The organism is Glaciibacter kafniensis (assembly GCF_039538945.1).
Lineage (GTDB): Bacteria > Actinomycetota > Actinomycetes > Actinomycetales > Microbacteriaceae > Cryobacterium > Cryobacterium kafniensis.
Map to the genome: position 1 here is coordinate 253,991 of NZ_BAABCN010000017.1, position 18,130 is coordinate 272,120.

Annotated in this window: 15 protein-coding genes; 13 read left to right on the forward strand and 2 right to left on the reverse strand. The window is 65.3% G+C overall.

Going from position 1 to position 18,130, the window contains the following annotated elements:
• The 5 genes from ABD791_RS19965 to ABD791_RS19985 are packed head-to-tail and all read left to right on the forward strand — an operon-like array spanning window position 1 to window position 3,469.
• Complete coding sequence (locus ABD791_RS19965) at window positions 1–633, forward strand: TetR/AcrR family transcriptional regulator (RefSeq protein ID WP_345069639.1); 633 nt, start codon at window positions 1–3, stop codon at window positions 631–633.
• Window positions 630–1,640 (forward strand): tRNA pseudouridine(55) synthase TruB, encoded by a 1,011-nt coding sequence (truB, locus tag ABD791_RS19970; RefSeq protein WP_345069640.1) that lies wholly within the window; start codon window positions 630–632, stop codon window positions 1,638–1,640. The genes ABD791_RS19965 and truB overlap by 4 nt, the downstream gene beginning before the upstream one ends.
• Window positions 1,637–2,005, forward strand: coding sequence for a hypothetical protein (locus ABD791_RS19975; protein WP_345069641.1), 369 nt, complete (start codon window positions 1,637–1,639; stop codon window positions 2,003–2,005). Before truB ends, ABD791_RS19975 begins: the two co-directional genes overlap by 4 nt.
• Before the next feature lie 46 nt (window positions 2,006–2,051).
• Window positions 2,052–2,543 carry a hypothetical protein gene (locus ABD791_RS19980; RefSeq protein ID WP_345069642.1) on the forward strand — a complete coding sequence of 164 codons (492 nt, stop codon included), beginning with the start codon at window positions 2,052–2,054 and terminating at the stop codon, window positions 2,541–2,543.
• Complete coding sequence (locus tag ABD791_RS19985) at window positions 2,540–3,469, forward strand: bifunctional riboflavin kinase/FAD synthetase (RefSeq protein ID WP_345069643.1); 930 nt, start codon at window positions 2,540–2,542, stop codon at window positions 3,467–3,469. The genes ABD791_RS19980 and ABD791_RS19985 overlap by 4 nt, the downstream gene beginning before the upstream one ends.
• Window positions 3,470–3,685: 216 nt before the next feature.
• Here the strand turns inward: ABD791_RS19985 and ABD791_RS19990 are convergent, their stop codons facing one another.
• The gene (locus ABD791_RS19990; RefSeq protein WP_345069644.1) at window positions 3,686–4,348 is read right to left on the reverse strand and encodes a maleylpyruvate isomerase family mycothiol-dependent enzyme; all 663 of its coding nucleotides are present in this window, start codon (window positions 4,346–4,348) and stop codon (window positions 3,686–3,688) included.
• Window positions 4,349–4,370: 22 nt separating this feature from the next.
• On the opposite strand from ABD791_RS19990, the gene ABD791_RS19995 reads away from it, so the two are divergent.
• Window positions 4,371–5,594: an MFS transporter gene (locus ABD791_RS19995; RefSeq protein ID WP_345069645.1), complete on the forward strand. Its 1,224-nt coding sequence runs from the start codon at window positions 4,371–4,373 to the stop codon at window positions 5,592–5,594.
• Window positions 5,595–5,627: 33 nt separating this feature from the next.
• On the opposite strand, the gene ABD791_RS20000 is transcribed toward ABD791_RS19995, so the two are convergent.
• Window positions 5,628–6,575, reverse strand: a complete 948-nt coding sequence (locus ABD791_RS20000; protein ID WP_345069646.1) for an ROK family protein — start codon at window positions 6,573–6,575, stop codon at window positions 5,628–5,630.
• Between the two features lie 251 nt (window positions 6,576–6,826).
• Between ABD791_RS20000 and ABD791_RS20005 the strand changes: the two genes are divergently transcribed.
• The 7 genes from ABD791_RS20005 (at window position 6,827) to ABD791_RS20035 (ending at window position 17,595) form a co-directional block, all read left to right on the forward strand.
• A complete protein-coding gene (locus tag ABD791_RS20005) occupies window positions 6,827–10,885 on the forward strand; it encodes an Ig-like domain repeat protein (RefSeq protein WP_345069647.1) in 4,059 nt (1,352 codons plus the stop codon).
• A gap of 341 nt (window positions 10,886–11,226) precedes the next feature.
• Complete coding sequence (locus ABD791_RS20010; RefSeq protein WP_345069648.1) at window positions 11,227–12,198, forward strand: sugar-binding transcriptional regulator; 972 nt, start codon at window positions 11,227–11,229, stop codon at window positions 12,196–12,198.
• 88 nt (window positions 12,199–12,286) lie between these two features.
• Entirely contained in the window at window positions 12,287–13,291 is a 1,005-nt protein-coding gene (gene deoC, locus ABD791_RS20015; protein ID WP_345069649.1) for a deoxyribose-phosphate aldolase, read from the forward strand.
• 86 nt (window positions 13,292–13,377) lie between these two features.
• Window positions 13,378–14,964 (forward strand): aldehyde dehydrogenase family protein, encoded by a 1,587-nt coding sequence (locus tag ABD791_RS20020; RefSeq protein ID WP_345069650.1) that lies wholly within the window; start codon window positions 13,378–13,380, stop codon window positions 14,962–14,964.
• Window positions 14,961–15,824 (forward strand): aldehyde dehydrogenase family protein, encoded by an 864-nt coding sequence (locus ABD791_RS20025; RefSeq protein ID WP_345069651.1) that lies wholly within the window; start codon window positions 14,961–14,963, stop codon window positions 15,822–15,824. Before ABD791_RS20020 ends, ABD791_RS20025 begins: the two co-directional genes overlap by 4 nt.
• 284 nt (window positions 15,825–16,108) lie before the next feature.
• A complete protein-coding gene (locus ABD791_RS20030; RefSeq protein ID WP_345069652.1) occupies window positions 16,109–16,960 on the forward strand; it encodes a glycerophosphodiester phosphodiesterase in 852 nt (283 codons plus the stop codon).
• 74 nt (window positions 16,961–17,034) lie between these two features.
• Window positions 17,035–17,595: a GDSL-type esterase/lipase family protein gene (locus ABD791_RS20035; protein ID WP_345069653.1), complete on the forward strand. Its 561-nt coding sequence runs from the start codon at window positions 17,035–17,037 to the stop codon at window positions 17,593–17,595.
• The last annotated feature ends 535 nt before the right edge of the window (window positions 17,596–18,130 follow it).

Sequence of the window (18,130 nt, forward strand, 5' to 3'; positions counted from 1 at the left end):
ATGTCAAGTGTGAGTGAGACGACAACTGAGCGAATTCCGGCCGCTGAGCGCCGGGAACAGATTCTCGCCGCAGCCAGCCGCGTGTTCGGTGAGCGGGGCTATGCCGGTGCAACGACCGACCAGATCGCCCGCGCGGCTGGCATTTCCCAGCCCTACGTCGTGCGGATGTTCGGCACTAAGGAGAATCTCTTTCTCGAAGTGCTCGATCGAGCACAGATCAAACTGGCCGTCGCGTTCCGCGCGGTGATCGCCGAGTTTCCACCCGTCGACGGTGTGCCGCCCGAGGGAGTGGGCGCGCGTCTCGGTGCCGCCTATGTCGACCTGATCGAGGATCGCGGCATCCTGCTCTCGCTCATGCAGGGCTTCATCAGCGGACATGACCCCGTCATCGGGCCGCGCGCCCGGGTGGGGTTTCTGGCCACCTACCGAATTCTTCGCGACGAGGCGGGGTTCTCGCCCGAGTATGTACGGGGCTTTCTGGCCGACGGCATGTTGATGAACACATTGCTCGCCCTGCAGTTGCCCGATGCGATCGACGACGATCCGGCGACCAGAGAGATCTTGGCCTGCGCGTTTCAGAGCAAACTTGATTTGGTGATCGACGTCACCGCAGCACAGAAAGAAGACGCATGAGCGCCACCAAGAGCGGCCTGGTTCTGATCGACAAGACCCCGGGTTGGACCAGCCACGACGCCGTCGCCCGCACGCGCCGGCTCGCCGGCACACGCAAGGTCGGCCATGCCGGCACTCTCGACCCGATGGCAACCGGCCTGCTCATCCTCGGCATCAACAGCTCGACCCGACTGCTCACCTACGTGGTCGGCCTCGACAAGGAGTACCTCGCCACGATTCGTCTGGGGGCGTCGACGACGACCGACGACGCCGAGGGCGACATCCTGGTCGCCGCGGATGCAGCAACGGTTGCCGCGATCGAAGCGGATGCGGTCACGGCCGGCATCAGCGACCTGACAGGGGCCATCGAACAGGCGCCCAGCTCGGTCAGCGCCATCAAGGTCGACGGCAAGCGAGCCTACGCTCGCGTGCGGGCCGGAGAAGACGTGGTGTTGCCGAAGCGCCCCGTCACGGTCAGCGAGTTCGAACTGCTCTCGAGCACGTTCGTCGACGGCTTTCTCGACCTTGAGGTGCGCGTCGTGTGCTCCTCGGGCACCTACATTCGTGCCCTCGCCCGCGACCTGGGGGAGGCGCTGGGCGTCGGCGGACACCTCACCAGCCTGCGCCGCACGCGCATCGGCCCGTTCGGCATCGATGCGGCCCAGACGCTCGAAGAACTCGATATCGCCTCGGTCTTGATCGGCCCCACGGATGCGGCGACACTGCTTTTTCCGCGCCTGGACCTCACCGCCGAGCAAGCGGTCGACCTCGGCCACGGCAAGCGCATCGACTTGACCGGCACGTCGGTGAGTGAGATCGCCGCGGACTCCCCAATTGCCGCCGTTGCGCCGGGCGGCCGGCTCGTCGGCCTGGTCACGCGTCGGGGGAGCCAGGGCAAGACGCTGGTGAACTTTCCGCCCGACGAGCCCGATGTGCCCACCGGGCCTGATGAACCCGACAAGCAGGCACCCGACGCGCCGTCCGTGTCTGCCGGCACCGTGGCATCCGCCTCGGACGCCACCTCATGATCGAGTGGTTCACCTGGCTGCAACTGGCGGTTGCGGTGCTCGGCGGGCTGCTCTGCCTCGCCCTTGGCCTGGCCGGACGCAAACCGAACGACCTCACGCTCGGCGCCGTCGCCCTGGTCGAGCTGTTGCTGATCGTTCAACTCGTTGTGGCTCTCGTCGCGCCGGCGGTGGGCAACGAGCCGACCGGAAGCCTGCTCGAGTTCTACATCTATTTGATCAGTGCGTTGCTGCTGCCGATCGTCGCCGCATTTTGGGCGCTGATCGAGCGCAGCCGCTGGAGCACTGTCATTCTGGGGGTGGTCTGCCTCTCAGTGGGGGTGATGGTCTACCGGATGTTGCAGATCTGGACGGCCGCGGCCGTCTAGGCGCTGGCACGAAGTGCCTTGCGGATGCTGCGATAATTGCCAAGCCATGATCGAAGAAAAAACTCAGGCCGACACGCGCACCGCTGCCGGAACCCCCAGCCGCGTGACCGGTGTCGGACGACTGCTCATTGCCGTCTACGGTGTGTTGGCGCTCGCCGCCACCGGCCGTTCCGTCTCGCAGCTCATCTCTCGGTTCGACGAGGCGCCGCTGGCATACTCGTTGTCGGCGCTCGCCGCCGTCGTCTATATTGTCGCCACGATCGCACTGATCGCGCGCGGCCCGGTCTGGTATCGCATCGCCTGGGCGACGATCACCTTCGAGTTGGTCGGCGTACTCACCATTGGAACCCTGAGCCTTCTTGTTCCCGATCTCTTCCAGCACCACACCGTCTGGTCGGTCTACGGCTACGGCTATCTGTTTATCCCTCTCGTACTGCCGATTCTCGGGATGTGGTGGCTGGCGCGTCATCGTCCGCGTGCACGCGCGAAAGCTCCGCAGGCCGTCAACAGCGCCGCAACGCCGGGACACGCCTCGTGAGAACGTTGAACGGGGTCGACGCCGTTCCCTCCAACTGGCCGGCCTCCGCGATCAGTATCGGCAAATTCGACGGGGTGCACGCCGGTCACCGAGCCGTCATCAGCGAACTCAAATCGCTCGCGCAGCGCGACGGACTCGCGGCCGTCGTCGTGACGTTTGACCGGCATCCGCTTGCCCTGCTCTCGCCGTCTCACTGCCCGAATGCTCTCGTCAGCGTCGATCAGAAGCTTGAGTTGCTGGCCGAGACCGGTGTCGATGCGACACTCGTGCTGGAGTTCAACGAGGCGTTGTCGTCGTTGCCGCCCGAAGATTTCATTCGCGGCATTCTCGTTGACGCGCTGCACGCGCGGCAGGTGCTGGTTGGCCGTGACTTTCACTACGGTGCCCGTGGTGCCGGCGATGTCGCCTTGCTGCAGCGGCTCGGCGAGACCCATGGTTTCGAGGTGCACGTCATCGACGACGTGATGCCAGACAACGAGCACAGAGTGTCGTCGACCTGGATTCGCGAGCTGCTGTCCGACGGGGACATCCCGGCGGCGGCGGCGCTGCTCGGTCACATTCCGACGGTGCGCGGTGTTGTCGTGCACGGAGCAGCCCGCGGCCGAGAACTCGGCTATCCGACGGCCAACCTCTCGCCGCAATCCGAGGGACTGATTCCGGCCGATGGCGTGTACGCCGGCTGGCTGACGGATGCCGGAACTCGCTACCCCGCAGCGATTTCAGTGGGCAACAATCCCACTTTTGAGGGAGTTCCGCAGAAGCAGGTCGAGGCGTATGTGCTCGACGAAGACATCGATCTGTACGGGCACATTGTCGACGTGTCCTTCGTCGAACGGATCAGGGGCATGGTGGCCTTCACCGGAATCGACCCGCTGATCGAACAGATCGCAGACGATGTCACCCGGGTGCGCGCGATCCTGACCTAGCCGGCTGGCCATTTCGTTGATCGAGGAGCGCGCGACGGAGTCGGCCGCGTCTTTGAAGTATGTGGGCCATTTCGTTGATCGAGGAGCGCGCGAGCTTGCGAGCACGCGTCTCGAGATCTCGCGAGCCAATCCTTGAACTCGGGTTGCGTGTGAATATCTGCTCGCGAGGTCTCGAGACGCTCGCTGGTGCTCGCTCCTCGACCAACGGGCGTTCGCTCAGCGGCTCTCGACCGGAAGCCCTCCGCGACCGTAGATGAAGGGCACAAGCGTCTCGGCCGTGCCGAGCAGCTCGCGGCCGTGTCCCACCCGCCACACCGCATCCGTCGCCACCAAGGTGCGGGTGCGGAGAACCGCCTTGATCTCGGTCGGCGCCAGCAGGCTGCCTCGCACGGCTACCGCGCCGGACGCCGACGGAGCGATCGGCAACGAGATTCCGAGCGGTCGGGCGATGTCATACCCATGCACGACGGCCTCGGTCAGCTCGCCCACGCCGGTGCGCCCGTGGCCGGCGGCTTTCTCGTCGGCGATCTCACGGATGCGTGCCACCAGGTCGGCGACGGGAGCCTCGGCGGCTGCACGGCTGAGCGCGTCGATCGCCCGATTCGGATTGACGAAGTGGCCGAAGTAGGCGCGGGACGCGGTGCCGACGAGAACCCGGTTGCTGCTGCCGACCCGCCAGACCAGGTGTCCGGCGACATCCCGAATCCGCCAGAGGCCGCAGAGGCTCTGGGTCTCCCACTGCTCGGGAGTGAGCGTGTCGAGAACATCGGCCGTCGCACGGAGCGTTGCCGCGAGATGCCCGCCCCAGCGAGAGTTGGCGCCGGATTCGTCAATCGTCGGGCGCATGCTGAGCGGAAGGTGTTTGGCGAAGTCGGCCATGCTCCGAGCTTAGACTTGTCCGATGACTGACGCGCCGGCCCCCCGACTCTGGGCGGGCCGAACGCTCGCTCTCATCGGGATTATTCTCGTCGCCGCGAACCTCCGCACCGCGGTCACCGCGTTGTCCCCGATCGTGACTCAGATCAGCGTTGACCTTCCGCTGAACCCCGTGACCATCGGCGTGCTCGGGATGCTTCCTCCCATCTGCTTCGCCGTGTTCGGCATTCTCACCCCCGTGCTCACCCGGCGCATCGGCCTCGAAAACGTGCTGCTGCTCTCGCTCGGCGCAATCGTGGTCGGAAGCCTGCTGCGCGGATTCTCCGGATCGGTCGCCGTTCTCCTGCTCGGCAGCGTGATCACGTTCGCCGGACTCGGCTCCGGCAATGTTCTGCTGCCGCCGTTGGTGAAGAAATACTTTCCCGACCGGATCGGGCTCGTCACCTCGCTCTACGCCACCATGCTCTCGGTCAGCACGCTGGTACCGCCGCTGCTGGCCGTTCCGGTCGCCGACACGGCGGGATGGCGCACCTCGCTGGGAATGTGGGCGGTTCTCGCCTTGTTCGCCATGGTGCCGTGGATCACCATGCTGGTGCGTCACCGCACGTCGGCCCAGGCGACACCGGTCATCGACGAGGCGGAGCCCGCACTGCTCGGCAAGATCTGGGGGTCGTCGATCGCCTGGGCCATCACGATCGTCTTCGCTGTTTCGGCGCTGAACGCCTATGCGATGTTCGCGTGGCTGCCGCAGTTGCTGATCCAGAGCGCCGGCGCGAGTGCCGCGGAGGCCGGCACGATGCTGTCGCTCTACGCCGCAATGGGCATTCCCGCCGCGATCCTCATTCCGGTGCTCGCCGCCCGGATGAAGAACGTCGCGCTGCTCGTCTATCTGGGCGTTGCAAGCTTTCTCGTCGGCTATGGCGGCCTGGTTCTGTTTCCCACCACGGGAACCTGGTTCTGGGTAGCGGTGGCCGGTCTCGGCCCGCTGCTCTTCCCGCTCGCGCTCGTGCTGATCAATCTCCGCACGCGCACGCATGCCGGGTCCGTCGCCTTGAGCGGGTTCATTCAGAGTGTCGGCTACGTCATCGGCGCTTTCGGGCCGCTGGTCGTCGGGGTGCTTCACGATGCGACAGACGGATGGCTGTGGCCGCTGCTGTTTCTGATGGCAACGGCTCTCGTCGCCGTCGTCGCGGGCACCGTCATCGGTCGGCCCCACCTGCTTGAGGATGACCTCGCCAGACGCCGGTAGGCGGGCTCGGCCCGAGCACTCCGGCAGTTCTTGCTACGGCACCATCGACGCACGGTGAATCAGCGCAGCCGCCCCGATCAACGGGCCTTCGCCCGAGAGCGCGGAGTGAGCGAGGCGCACCCGTGTCGCGAACTCGAAGCCCGTGCGTTCGGCGATGGTGCGGCGGGCGGCGTCGAACAGCGCGGGGGACACGTGCGAGAAGCCGCCTCCGATCGCGACGAGGTCGAGGTCGACCAGGTTCGTCGCTGAGGCGATCGCGTGGCCGAGAGCTTCACCGCTGCGCTGAACGGCACGCACGGCGATGTCATCTCCTGCGGCATGAGCGGCGGCGAGCTCCTCGCCCGTCGTTCCGGTCCACCCCTGTCGGCGCGCCCATGCCACTGTTTTGGGGCCGGAGGCGATGGCTTCGAGGCAGCCGCGGCCGCCGCACGCGCACGGGTCGTCGTATCCGCTGACCTCAACGTGCCCGATGTGTCCGGCATTGCCGCTGGGGCCGGTGATTGTGCGCCCGCCGAGAATCAGCCCGCCGCCGACGCCGGTCGACACGATCATGCCCATCAGGTTGTCAACGCCCTGGCCGGCTCCCACCCAGTGCTCGGCAAGCGTGATGCAGAGTCCGTCCAGTCGAAGTCGCACCGGCACATTGGGCACCAGCGAACGCACCAGATCGGCCAGCGGGTAGTCGCGCCAGGCCGGCACATTCAACGGAGAGATGACACCGGATGCGACGGTGATCGGACCAGCGGTACCGATTCCGACTCCGGCCAGCGGCGCATCGTTCGGCAGCGCTGCGACGGCCTGCGTGACGACCGCGGTGACGCTCGCCTCCAACTCGGCGCTTGACGAGCTGGGGCCAGTCGGTGCGCGAAAGCGGCTCGGCGCGAACAGAGTGCCCGTAGCGTCGATCAGAGCGGCTTCCACTTTGGTGCCGCCGAAATCGAGGCCGAGTGCAAAGGAACCGTGAGCTGGCGCAGTAGACATTGTCAGATTCTATTGGGCCCACGAGCTGGTCGAGTTCGGTCGCCAGACGCAGCCGATATGAAGCTTGTGTTACGACTTCATTTCCCGGCCGGAATGGCTTCTCCGCGCGCCCTAGTCTCGTCCCGGAGGACAACGGAATCCTCCTGTTCGCAGTGCAGCCCCCTGCACTGAAGCTCCTACGCGCGCGCCCACAAACTGCGGTGTCTGAGCCCATCCGATCATTTTCAGCGAGGAGAACTGTGTCTAAACGCATGTCCACAGCACGAAGAGCGGTGTTCGCGGCCGCTCTCTGCCTGGTGCCGGTGATGGCCCTGACGACTGCCCCCGCAGCGTTCGCAACGCCGATCGCCAGCAACAACTCTGCAAGTGAGGTCGCATCGGGAGACGGCTGGTCGATCACCCAGCTCGCAGGTGCCTACCTGGTCACGCTCGCCCTGAGTGAGCCGCTCCCCATCGTCAATGACGCCCCGACCCTTCTCATCGATGGCACAGACATCGGGCTTGCCGTCGAATCGGCGGACGGACTCTCGCTGGCCGTCGTGACGAGCGATCCGGCCGTCGTCAACGCCACCACTGTGACGAAGGGCTGGTCGAGCGGCGAGGATGACAAAGCAGCAGAAGCGACAGAGACGCCCGTCACCCCGGCCGTACCTGAGAACAAAGCGCTCCTCAAGCAGCTGAAGTCGCTGCCCCTCGCCGAGGACACCCCGGCGGCCGACCCAGCAACGCTTGGTGCGTACACCGTGACCGAAGCCGAATACGACTTCGGCGACCAGGCCGTTCCCCTCGCCGCAATCGGCGGACTCCGCGGCGAGCTCACCGGAAAGATGTACCTGACAAATGCGGAAGGCGCGCGTCCGACCGTCGTTCTGATGCACGGTCGCCACACCTCGTGCTCCGGCAGCGGGGCCAACCCGCTGCGTTGGCCGTGTGGTCCGACCCAGATGAACATCCGCAGCTACCTCGGATATGAGGGCACCGCGCGTGCTCTCGCGAGCAACGGATACAACGTGCTCTCGATCGCCGTCAACGCCGTCAACTCGAACGACAACCAGCTTGCGCTCGACTACGGCGCACAGGCCAGAGGCCAGGAAGTTCTCGACACACTGACGATGCTGCAGAACGCGTCAGCGGGAACAGCGGTCAGCTACGACGACATCACGACCGCCACCGCGACCGTGCCAAGCACGACGACCACGCGCACACTCGATGACGCGTTGCTGCGAGCAACCACGCGTACCGACCAGCCGGCTGCCGCCTCCGGCGTCACCGCGGCTTCGCTCGTCGGCCGGTTCGACCTCGCCCACGTCGGAATCATGGGTCACTCGCGCGGTGGGGAGGGCGTCGTCTCTGCGGCGACTCTCAACCAGGGCCTCGCGACGCCGTTCGGTATCGAAGCGGTTCTCCCGCTTGCGCCGGTCGACTTCGGGCGCATGACTCTTCCCGATCTGCCCACCGCCGTCTTCCTCCCGTACTGTGACGGCGATGTGTCGAACCAGCAGGGGCAGCACTTCATCGACGACTCACGCAACGCGTTTGACGACAACGTGCTCCGCTCAGCCGTGTGGGTCATGGGCGCGAACCACAACTTCTTCAACACCGTCTGGACTCCGGGCAAGTACCCGGCCGCAACCGGTGACGACTGGAGCGTGAATGACAAGACCTCGACCTGTTCCACGACCGACTCGACCCGCCTCACCGCCGACCAGCAGTACCAGGTCGGCGTGTCGTACATGGCCGGCTTCTTCCGGCTCACGATGGGCGGCGAGACGCAGTTCCAGTCGCTGTTCGACGGTTCGGTGAAGCCGAACACCTCCTCGACAAGTTTCGCCGACGTGCGGGTGATGGCCAGCCAGCCGCAGCAGAACACGTCAACGATCGCCGACTTCACGTCGCAGAATTCGCTGATCCGCACCTACGGAGCGGCCACCGCACCGGTCTGCACCAACCTGACCGGTCGCACTCTGCCGCAGGCGCTGCCATTCTGTGCGACATCGAAGCTCTCCGCGCAGGTTCCACACTGGACGCCAGGCTCGTTCGCTCCGAACGTTCCCGAATTCCCCGTCACCAAGTTCCTCTGGACAGGGGCATCGGCATCGGATCCGACTGTGGCCAGCACGGGAGAGCTGCGTGTGACAGTACCGAAGGCACAGCGCGACGCCTCGCAGTACTCCCAGCTCACCGTGAAGACTGCGCCAGACGAGTCAGTGCCCACCGGCACCGACTTCACCGTCACCGTTGTCGACGGCGACGGTGCGACATCCTCGGTGCTCGCGTCGGCGATCAACCCGTCGGCGATCAACCGCATGCCGGGAGGATCCCACACGACTCTGAACAAGGTCGTGCTCCAGCAGCTGACGATTCCGACCTCGAGCCTGACCGGCATCAACCTGGCGGATGTCCGTGAGATCCGGTTCACGGCCGCGATCGGTGCCGACACGACCGGCACCGGCGGGGTGTATCTCTCCGACCTCGCATTCGACACCCCGGGCGTCGGCACGCCCGTCATCGCAACCCGCACGACGGTCAACGTCGGTGCGACGAGTGTCGAAGAAGGCAACGGGCCGGGAACCGCCGATGTGCCGGTTTACCTGAGTCGTGCCGACGACAAGACGGTCACCGCATACGTCAGCGTGATCGGCAGTGCGACGGGCAAGGTCGGCCTCGGAATGGAGAAGGTCGTTTTTGCACCCGGCGAAACCTGCAAGGCGATCACCGTCTCGACGCTCGGCGACAAGACTGCCTCGAGTGCGGCAACCACCGCATTCAAGGTGTCGGCGACCAACACGCAGAATGCGGTGATGGGTGCGAGCGCCTTCAACAACCTGACCGTGCGTGAAGACGATGGAGTGACCGGTTCAGCGGTCGAGGCATCGGCCGTCGGTGCTCAGGGCGATGTGTGCGCCGAGTTGGCCGCGTCACAGTCAGAGGGGTCGCTGGCGGTGTCGGCGAAAGACGTTGCGCCGGAGGCTCCGCTGACTGTCACGGCCAGCGGCTACCGTCCGGGGGAGAGCATTGCGTTCACCTACGGCGAGACTGACCTCGGCCGCGTCATCGCCGACAAGTCCGGCTCTGCCGTGCGTGAGCTGACTGTTCCGAGCGACGCGGCACTCGGGTCGACGGTGCTCACAGCTCTCGGGTCCGGGTTCTCGTACCGCTCCACCGCAACGGTGTCGGTGCTCGCGCCGACCTCGACCACCCTGGCCGTGTCACCGTCGCTCCCTGCGATCAAGAAGTCAACGACGCTGACCGCAACGGTGTCGGGTGCCAGCAGAGACGGTTCGGTGACCTTCACCGACGGCGACACGGTTCTCGGCACAGCTGCAACAGTCGACGGGATCGCGACCCTGGAGGTGACCGCCGGGTTCACGGCGGGTGCCCACGCACTCTCCGCAACGTTTGCCGCAACGGCGACCGCCTCGGCGTCACAGTCGGAAACGACATCGTTCGCCCTCGTCAAGGGCAAGACCACGGTCGCGCTCAAGCTGGCCACCGCCACGCAGACGTTCGGAGCGACAACGAAGGTCACAGCGACAGTCGGCGGTTCGGCGACGGGCTCGGTTGCCTTCACGTACGGTACGAAGACTGTGTCGGCTGACGTCGTGGAGGGCGTCGCCTCGATCACTCTGCCGGCCACGCTGAAGGTCGGCAGCTACACGGTCACGGCGACGTTCCTCGAAACCGAGGAGGCGTCGGCAAGTTCGGTTGCGAGTGCCGGCTTTGCGGTAGTGAAGGGCAAGACGACGGTCGCGCTCAAACTGGCCACCGCCACGCAGTCGCTCGGCAAGACGACGAAGGCTACGACTACCGTGAGCGGCTCGGCGACAGGCTCGGTTGCCTTCACCTACGGCACGAAGACGGTGAACGCCACCGTTGTGAATGGCGTCGCGTCGATCACTCTGCCGGCCACGCTGAAGGCCGGCAGCTACAAGGTCACCGCAAAGTTCCTCGGAACGGATGAGGCGTTGGCGAGCTCGGTTGCGAGTTCAGGCTACGTCGTGTCGAAGGCGGTGACCTCGGTCTCGTTCTCGCTGGACACCTCGAAGCCGAAGGCAAAGAAGACGGTCACGGTGACCGCAACGATCACGGGGGCGACGGCCGGGTTCTACCCGACCGGAACCATCAAGATCTACAACGGGACGAAGGTCGTCAAGACGGTCAGCATCTCGGCCGCGAAGAAGGGGATTGTGAAAACCTCGTTCACGGCACCGAGCAAGACGGGAGCCGTCAGCGTCAAGGTCTCCTACTCAGGCGACTCGAACTTCCTGGGCAAAACCTCGGCGTCGAAGACGTTGACAGTGACCAAATAGTTCGTCAGCGAACGGTTGCCGATCGCCTCTGAAACAGCAACGCGAGGGCGATCTGGTTGGCCGGTGTCCCCGGTGCGGCGTGAGTGCGAACACTCATGCCGCACCGGGGATTTTCGCCGTTTCGGGGACCGGTGCACTGCGCCTCGCACTGGACCATGCCCCGCCGTTCCCCCACCGGCGGCAACAACTGTGGGGATCGACCCCCGCCATCTGCTCATATGAGCAAGGTTGCCAACGAGTGTTGAATTGCGCAGCCCGGCGACCTACGCTGGTTGAAGAGGGCCACGAGCCACACAGTCCCACCAGGTCTGACAGAACACGCCACGAGAGGAGTGCGCCGAGTGATTGATACTGACGAGCTGCTTTCGATTCGCGCCGCAGAGCTGTACTACGAAGAGAACAAGACCCAAGACGAAATCGGGTCGATCCTGCGTCTCACCCGGTGGAAGGTCGGTCGCTTGCTCGCTCAGGCGAAGGCGAGCGGATTCATTCGGATTGAGATCGTGCATCCGCGCGCCCGGCGTCTGCCGCTGGAACGGCGGCTCCGCGAAGCGATGGGACTGAAGGCTGCCATCGTTGTCTCTTCCGCTGGGGTTTCCGATGATGAAGAACTTCAGTCGCGCACTGCCCAGGCGGCGGCCGACTACCTCACCAGCCTGCGTCCGATCCCGCGCACGCTCGGCCTGAGCTGGGGTCGCACCCTGCACGATGTCTCGCTTCACCTCAAGCAGGGCTGGGCTCCTGGCGTGAACGTCGTGCAGATCAACGGCGGCGTCAGTCTGAGCAAGCGCACCGGAACCGCGGCAACCACCGCCGTCATGATCGCAGAGAAGGCATCTGGGTCGGCCACGCTGTTGCCCAGTCCCGCCATTCTTGAGCGACTCGAGACCAAGCGCGCCATCGAGTCCGATCGGGCCGTCGCGGCAGTGCTCAATCTCGGAATCGGCGCATCGGCCTATCTCTACAGCGCCGGTCAAGCGGATGCCAGCTCCGCCCTTGTCGACAGCGGCTATCTGACCGCCGCGCAGATCGACGAGCTCGTTCAGCGGGGCGCCGTCGGTGACATCGTCGGCCGCTACATCGACAGCAGCGGCTCCATCGTCGATCCGGAACTCGACGAGCGCACCTTGGGCATCTCGCTCACCCATCTGCGTCGCGCGCCATTGGCCATTGCCGTGATCGCCGGTCGGCAGAAGCACGCCATCGCGCGCGCCGTTGTGTCGAGCGGCCTCTGCACCGTGCTTGTCACCGATGAGGCAACGGCCCTCGCGGTGCTCGGCGACACTCCCGACAGCGAACCTCACTCCTCGTAGCCTCGACCGACGTCGACGACCATTCACCCCAAATACCAGACAATTACGACCGACCAGAACCACGACCGACCCGAACCAAGGACACGTCATGACCAGTACTCAACTCGCCACCCGGGAACGCACCCTGGCTGTGCTCGGCGGTGAAGCCACCGACACCAATCTTCGGCGCTACCTGCACGGCATCCCCGGAATCGACGCCGTTGGCCTCGAACAGCGCGCCGCGGGGCTCGGCACCCGCTCGATCAAGACCACATCAAAGAAGTGGGCGATCGACACCATCATTCGACTGATCGACCTCACCACGCTTGAGGGCGCCGATACGCCAGGCAAGGTGCGGTCCCTCGTCGCCAAGGCGATGAACCCCGACCCGAGCCACCCGAGCACGCCCCGCGTCGCCGCGGTCTGCGTCTACGGCGACATGGTGCCAGACGCGGTTGCAGCCCTCGGCGCCGCCCACTCGAATGGCACCGATTCGGGCATCAACGTGGCAGCCGTCGCGACTGCCTTTCCGAGCGGGCGTGCCTCACTCGCGGTGAAGTTGTCAGACACCTCTGATGCCGTGGCCGCCGGAGCCGACGAGATCGACATGGTCATCGACCGCGGCGCTTTCCTCTCGGGCCGCTACGGTCAGGTCTTCGATGAGATCGTCGCGGTACGGGAAGCCTGCAAGCGTGAAAACGGAACCTACGCGCACCTCAAGGTGATCCTCGAGACCGGCGAACTCAACACCTATGACAACGTTCGCCGCGCCTCTTGGTTGGCAATTCTTGCCGGAGGAGACTTCATCAAGACCTCGACAGGCAAGGTTGCTCCCGCTGCGACGCTCCCCGTCACCCTGTCGATGCTCGAGGTCGTGCGCGACTGGCACCGCCTGACCGGCGAGAAGATCGGCGTGAAGCCGGCCGGCGGCATCCGCACCTCAAAAGATGCAATCAAGTACCTCGTGACCGTCGCCGAAACGGTGGGGGAGGAGTGGCTGCAGCCGCACCTGTTCCGCTTCGGTGCGTCAAGCCTGCTCAACGACGTGCTGTTGCAGCGTCAGAAGATGACGACCGGCCACTACTCAGGCCCCGACTACGTGACGATTGACTAACCCTTCGAGACGGCCCTGGCGGGCCTCCTCAGGGACCGATTTACTCATGCCTGACATTTTTTGAATACTGAAGGGTTACCCCTCTTATGAACTTTCTTGACTACGCCCCGGCGCCAGAGTCGCAGGCAATCCTCAATCTGCAGAGCGACTACGGGCTCTTCATCGACGGCGAGTTCGTCGCCGGCCGCGGCACGCCGTTCTCCACGATCAACCCAGCCACCGAGAAGCAAATCGCAATGATCGCTCACGCCAATGCAGCGGATGTCGATGCTGCAGTTGCCGCAGCACGTCGCGCCTACGACGGCGTCTGGTCTCGCCTCTCCGGCAGCGACCGCGGAAAGTACCTCTTCCGCATTGCTCGACTGGTGCAGGAGCGCGCCCGTGAGCTCGCCGTCGCCGAGAGCCTCGACAATGGCAAGCCGATCAAGGAGAGCCGCGACGTCGACGTTCCCCTCGTCGCGGCCTGGTTCTTCTACTACGCCGGCTGGGCTGACAAGCTCGACCATGCCGGTGCCGGACCCAACCCGTCGTCGCTCGGTGTCGCAGCCCAGGTCATCCCGTGGAACTTCCCGTTGCTCATGTTGGCATGGAAGATCGCCCCGGCCCTCGCCGCCGGCAACACGGTTGTGCTGAAGCCCGCCGAGACGACCTCGCTGACGGCGCTGCTCTTCGCCGAGATTCTGCAGCAGGCCGACCTGCCCGCCGGCGTCGTGAACATCATCACGGGCGCCGGAGACACCGGCTCACTGCTGGTGAATCACCCGGATGTCAACAAGGTCGCGTTCACCGGCTCCACCAATGTCGGCAGGGCCATCGCTCGTTCGGTTGCCGGAACCGATAAGAAGCTCACCCTGGAGCTCGGCGGCAAGGCGGCGAACATCGTCTTCGACGACGCACCGATCGACCAGGCCATCGAGGGAATCGTCAACGGGATCTTCTTCAACCAGGGGCAGGTCTGCTGCGCCGGAAGTCGCTTGCTGGTGCAGGAATCGATCCACGACGATGTCGTCGACCGACTCAAGCAGCGTCTGTCGACCCTGCGTCTCGGCGATCCGCTCGACAAGAACACCGACATCGGCGCCATCAACTCGGCCGCCCAGCTGGAGCGAATTCGCACGCTCTCCGACATCGGCGAGCAGGAAGGCGCGGAGCGCTGGACTGCAGACTGCGCCATCCCCGAGAACGGCTTCTGGTTCGCGCCGACCATCTTCACGAATGTGTCGACCAGCCACCGCATCGCCCGTGACGAGATCTTCGGCCCGGTGCTGTCGGTGCTCAGCTTCCGTACCCCGGCTGAAGCGATCGCCAAGGCGAACAACACGCCGTATGGATTGTCGGCGGGCATCTGGAGCGACAAGGGCAGCCGCATCCTCGCGGTGGCCGACAAGCTGCGCGCTGGAGTGATCTGGGCGAACACGTTCAACCGATTCGACCCGGCCAGCCCGTTCGGTGGCTACAAGGAGTCCGGCTACGGCCGCGAAGGCGGGCGCCACGGTCTCGCCGCCTACCTCAAGCCGGCAAACAGTCGACCCGTTCTGACTGCAGCCGCCCCGGCTCCGGCGATCGAGACCGCATCGGTGGTCGAGCCTGCCGGCGCCCCTGCCGCATCCCCGACCGCCAACGCCACCGCTCCCGCACCGAAGCCTGCCGCAGGAAAGAAGGCCGCAAAATGACCCGCCTCGCCGTTCCCAAGACCTACAAGCTCTACATCGGCGGAAAGTTTCCGCGCAGCGAGTCTGGCCGGGTCTACGAGATCCGTTCGCACTCCGGTGAGTTTCTCGCCAATGCCGCGCAGGCCTCCCGCAAGGATGCCAGGGATGCCGTCGTCGTCGCCCGTGGCTCGCTCGGTGGCTGGGCCGGCGCAACGCCCTACAACCGCGGCCAGGTGCTCTACCGCATCGCCGAGTTGCTCGAGGGCCGCCGTGCGCAGTTCGTTGACGAGATCATGCAGTCAGAGGGTGTGACGACAGCCGTCGCATCCGCTCAGGTCGACGAAGCCATCGACCGCTGGGTCTGGTACGCCGGCTGGGCAGATAAGTACGTGCAGGTTGCCGGAAACGCCAACCCGGTCTCCGGTCCGTTCTTCAACATCTCGGTGCCGGAGCCCACCGGAATCGTCGCGATCGTCGCGCCGCAGTCCGGCGGCTCCCTGCTCGGAATCGTCAGCGCGATCGCGCCGGCACTTGTCGCGGGCAACACCGTCGTCGTGGTGGCGAACCAGTCGGCGCCCCTGTCGGCGATCAGCCTGTCTGAGGTGCTCGCCACCAGCGACGTGCCGGGTGGCGTCGTCAACATTCTCACCGGCTCACCGGCCGAGATCGCGCCGTGGCTGGCCAGTCACGCCGATGTCAACGCGATCGACCTTCTCGGTGCCGGTGCGCTTGACTGGGTCGACCTGCAGATCGCTGCCGCCGACACCCTCAAGCGGGTGCTTCCTCCTGAGAACGGTGAGGATGCCGCCACGCCGTCGTTGGAGCGCATCCTGGCGTTCACTGAGACGAAGACGGTCTGGCACACGAAGGCTCTGATCTAGGGCGCCCGTGCTTCGCGCCTGCGTCGTCCGCACCTGCGTCGCCCGCACCTGCGTGCTTCGCCAGCGCACGTGAGTGAATGGCCGCTTCCCGTCAGGGGAAGCGGCCATTCTCACGCTCACGTGCACCGGCTCCCAGACGGATGCCTGTGCCCTGGTTGGGGGAGCACTCGAAAGGTAACAAAACGGTAACGACTCGGGTAGTGTTGCTTCACGCCCACCGCACCGTCGCGGCGGCGGGGAGGGGCACCGCGGTGAGACGACCGTCAACACGACGACTTCTTTCAGTGCTGTTCGCCAGCTGCACCACGGCAGTTCTCGCCGCCATCCTGATTCTGGGAGCCGCACCGGGGCAGGTTTACGCCACCGATGTCTTCGGCGCCCTGCGCACCCCCGGCGAAGGAGCGTTCATCGCCGGTCACCGGGGCGACAGGTCTGCCGCACCAGAGAACACCATGCCCGCCTTCGAACTCGCCCTTGCGAGCGACATGGACTTCGTCGAAACCGATGTGCAGCTCACGAGCGACCACGTTCCGGTGCTCTTTCACGACGTGACGCTCGAGCGCACCACGAATGGTCGCGGAAAGGTCTCCGACAAGACCAGCGCGCAGATCAAGAAGCTCGACGCCGGCCGCTGGTACGCCCGCGAGTATGCCGGAACGCGCATCCCAACCCTCGACGAGTTCTTCACCCGGCTCGTCGACTCCGACAAGAAGGCTCTCGTCGAGCTGAAGTTCAGCTGGAGCGACGACGACCTGCGCAACGTGATCGACCTGATCGGCCAACACGGGCTGAGTTCGCGCGTCGTGCTGCAGAGTTTCAGCATCGAGACGCTGCTGAACCTGCAGCGGGTGTCGCCGCAGTTCCCGCGCATCATGCTCGTGCGCGAGCTGCCGGCGAATCCGGTGCCCATGGCCGAGCGCTTCGGCGTCATCGCCCTCGCGACGACGGCGAAGGCGGTGGCCGCCCAACCGGATGCCGTCACTCGCCTGCATGAGGCAGGGTTCGGCATAATTTGCTACACGCTCAATACCGAAGACACCTGGGCTGAGGTGCGTCAGCTCGGTGTCGACGGAATCATCACCGACACCCCGAGCGACCTGGATTCCTGGCTCGCGGCGACGAGCGGCGGAACCTGAGAACCTGCCAGCGCTCTCGCCAATACTCTAGCCAGCGCGCCGCGCCGGAGGCATGATTGACAGGGGAGGCAACAATGCCAGCGACGGTTGTGTTCATGGGTGACGGCCTGATTGCGGGTGGGCGTTGGAACGAATGGCTTCCCGCCTACGAGGTGACGAACCTCGCAATCGGGGGTGCGACCAGCGACGATGTGCTGGGCGGGCTTGACGTGCTTGTCGAACACGCTCCCGACGCTGTGGTGCTCGGCATCGGCACCAACGACCTTGGCTGGCGTCGCTCAGACGAGTATGTCGTGCGCAATGTCGAGTCGATTCTTGTCACACTTCGAAGGCGGCTCCCCGAAACGCGCATCCTGATTCATTCAGTGCCGCCCCGGGAGCGGGAGTTCGCCGACCTCATCAGATCGGTCAACCGTCACCTCTGGCAGTTCGCTCCGACGATTCACTCCCAATACCTCGATCTCTGGCCGACACTGGCCGAGGCCGACGGCGAGCTGAACCCGTCGTACACCGAAGACCGCTTGCACCTCACGAAAGAGGGCTACGAAGCGTGGGTGTCCGAGCTGATCCCCGCGCTCGAGACCCTGTTCGAGCTGCCGCCCTCAAGCTCGGCGATTCCGGTGCAGCACGCCTGACGCCGCGCGCCATCCGCCGTTGATCAGCTGGTCTCGGCTCTGAACCTCCTCGGTGGTCGAGCCAGTCGAAAACCGCCGCGCCGACCGAACTCAAGAGGCGTCGCGCCATTCGACCCTCATGGTGCGAAACGGGCCACCCACGGATGCCGCCACGCGGGTTCGCACCCACCGCGAGCTATCTGAACATTGCGGTGGTCGAGGAACGAGCGCAGCGAGTATCTATCAGGCATATGGGCCATTTCGTTGGTCGAGGAGCACGCGACGAAGGAGCGCGCATCTGTGAGGTATATGGACCATTTCGTTGATCGAGGAGCGCGCGAGCTTGCGAGCACGCGTCTCGAGATCTCGCGAGCCAATCCTTGAACTCGAGTTGCGTTCAAACATTGGCTCGCGCGATCTCGAGACGCGGCCTCCTTCGTCGGCTGCTCCTCGATCAACGGCGGGAGCTCGGGACCGCGTTCAGGGGCGGAGGTGTGTCGAACGACGCGAGCCCGCGGAACGACGGGGCGCTGCATCCATGACACGCACTCCGTTC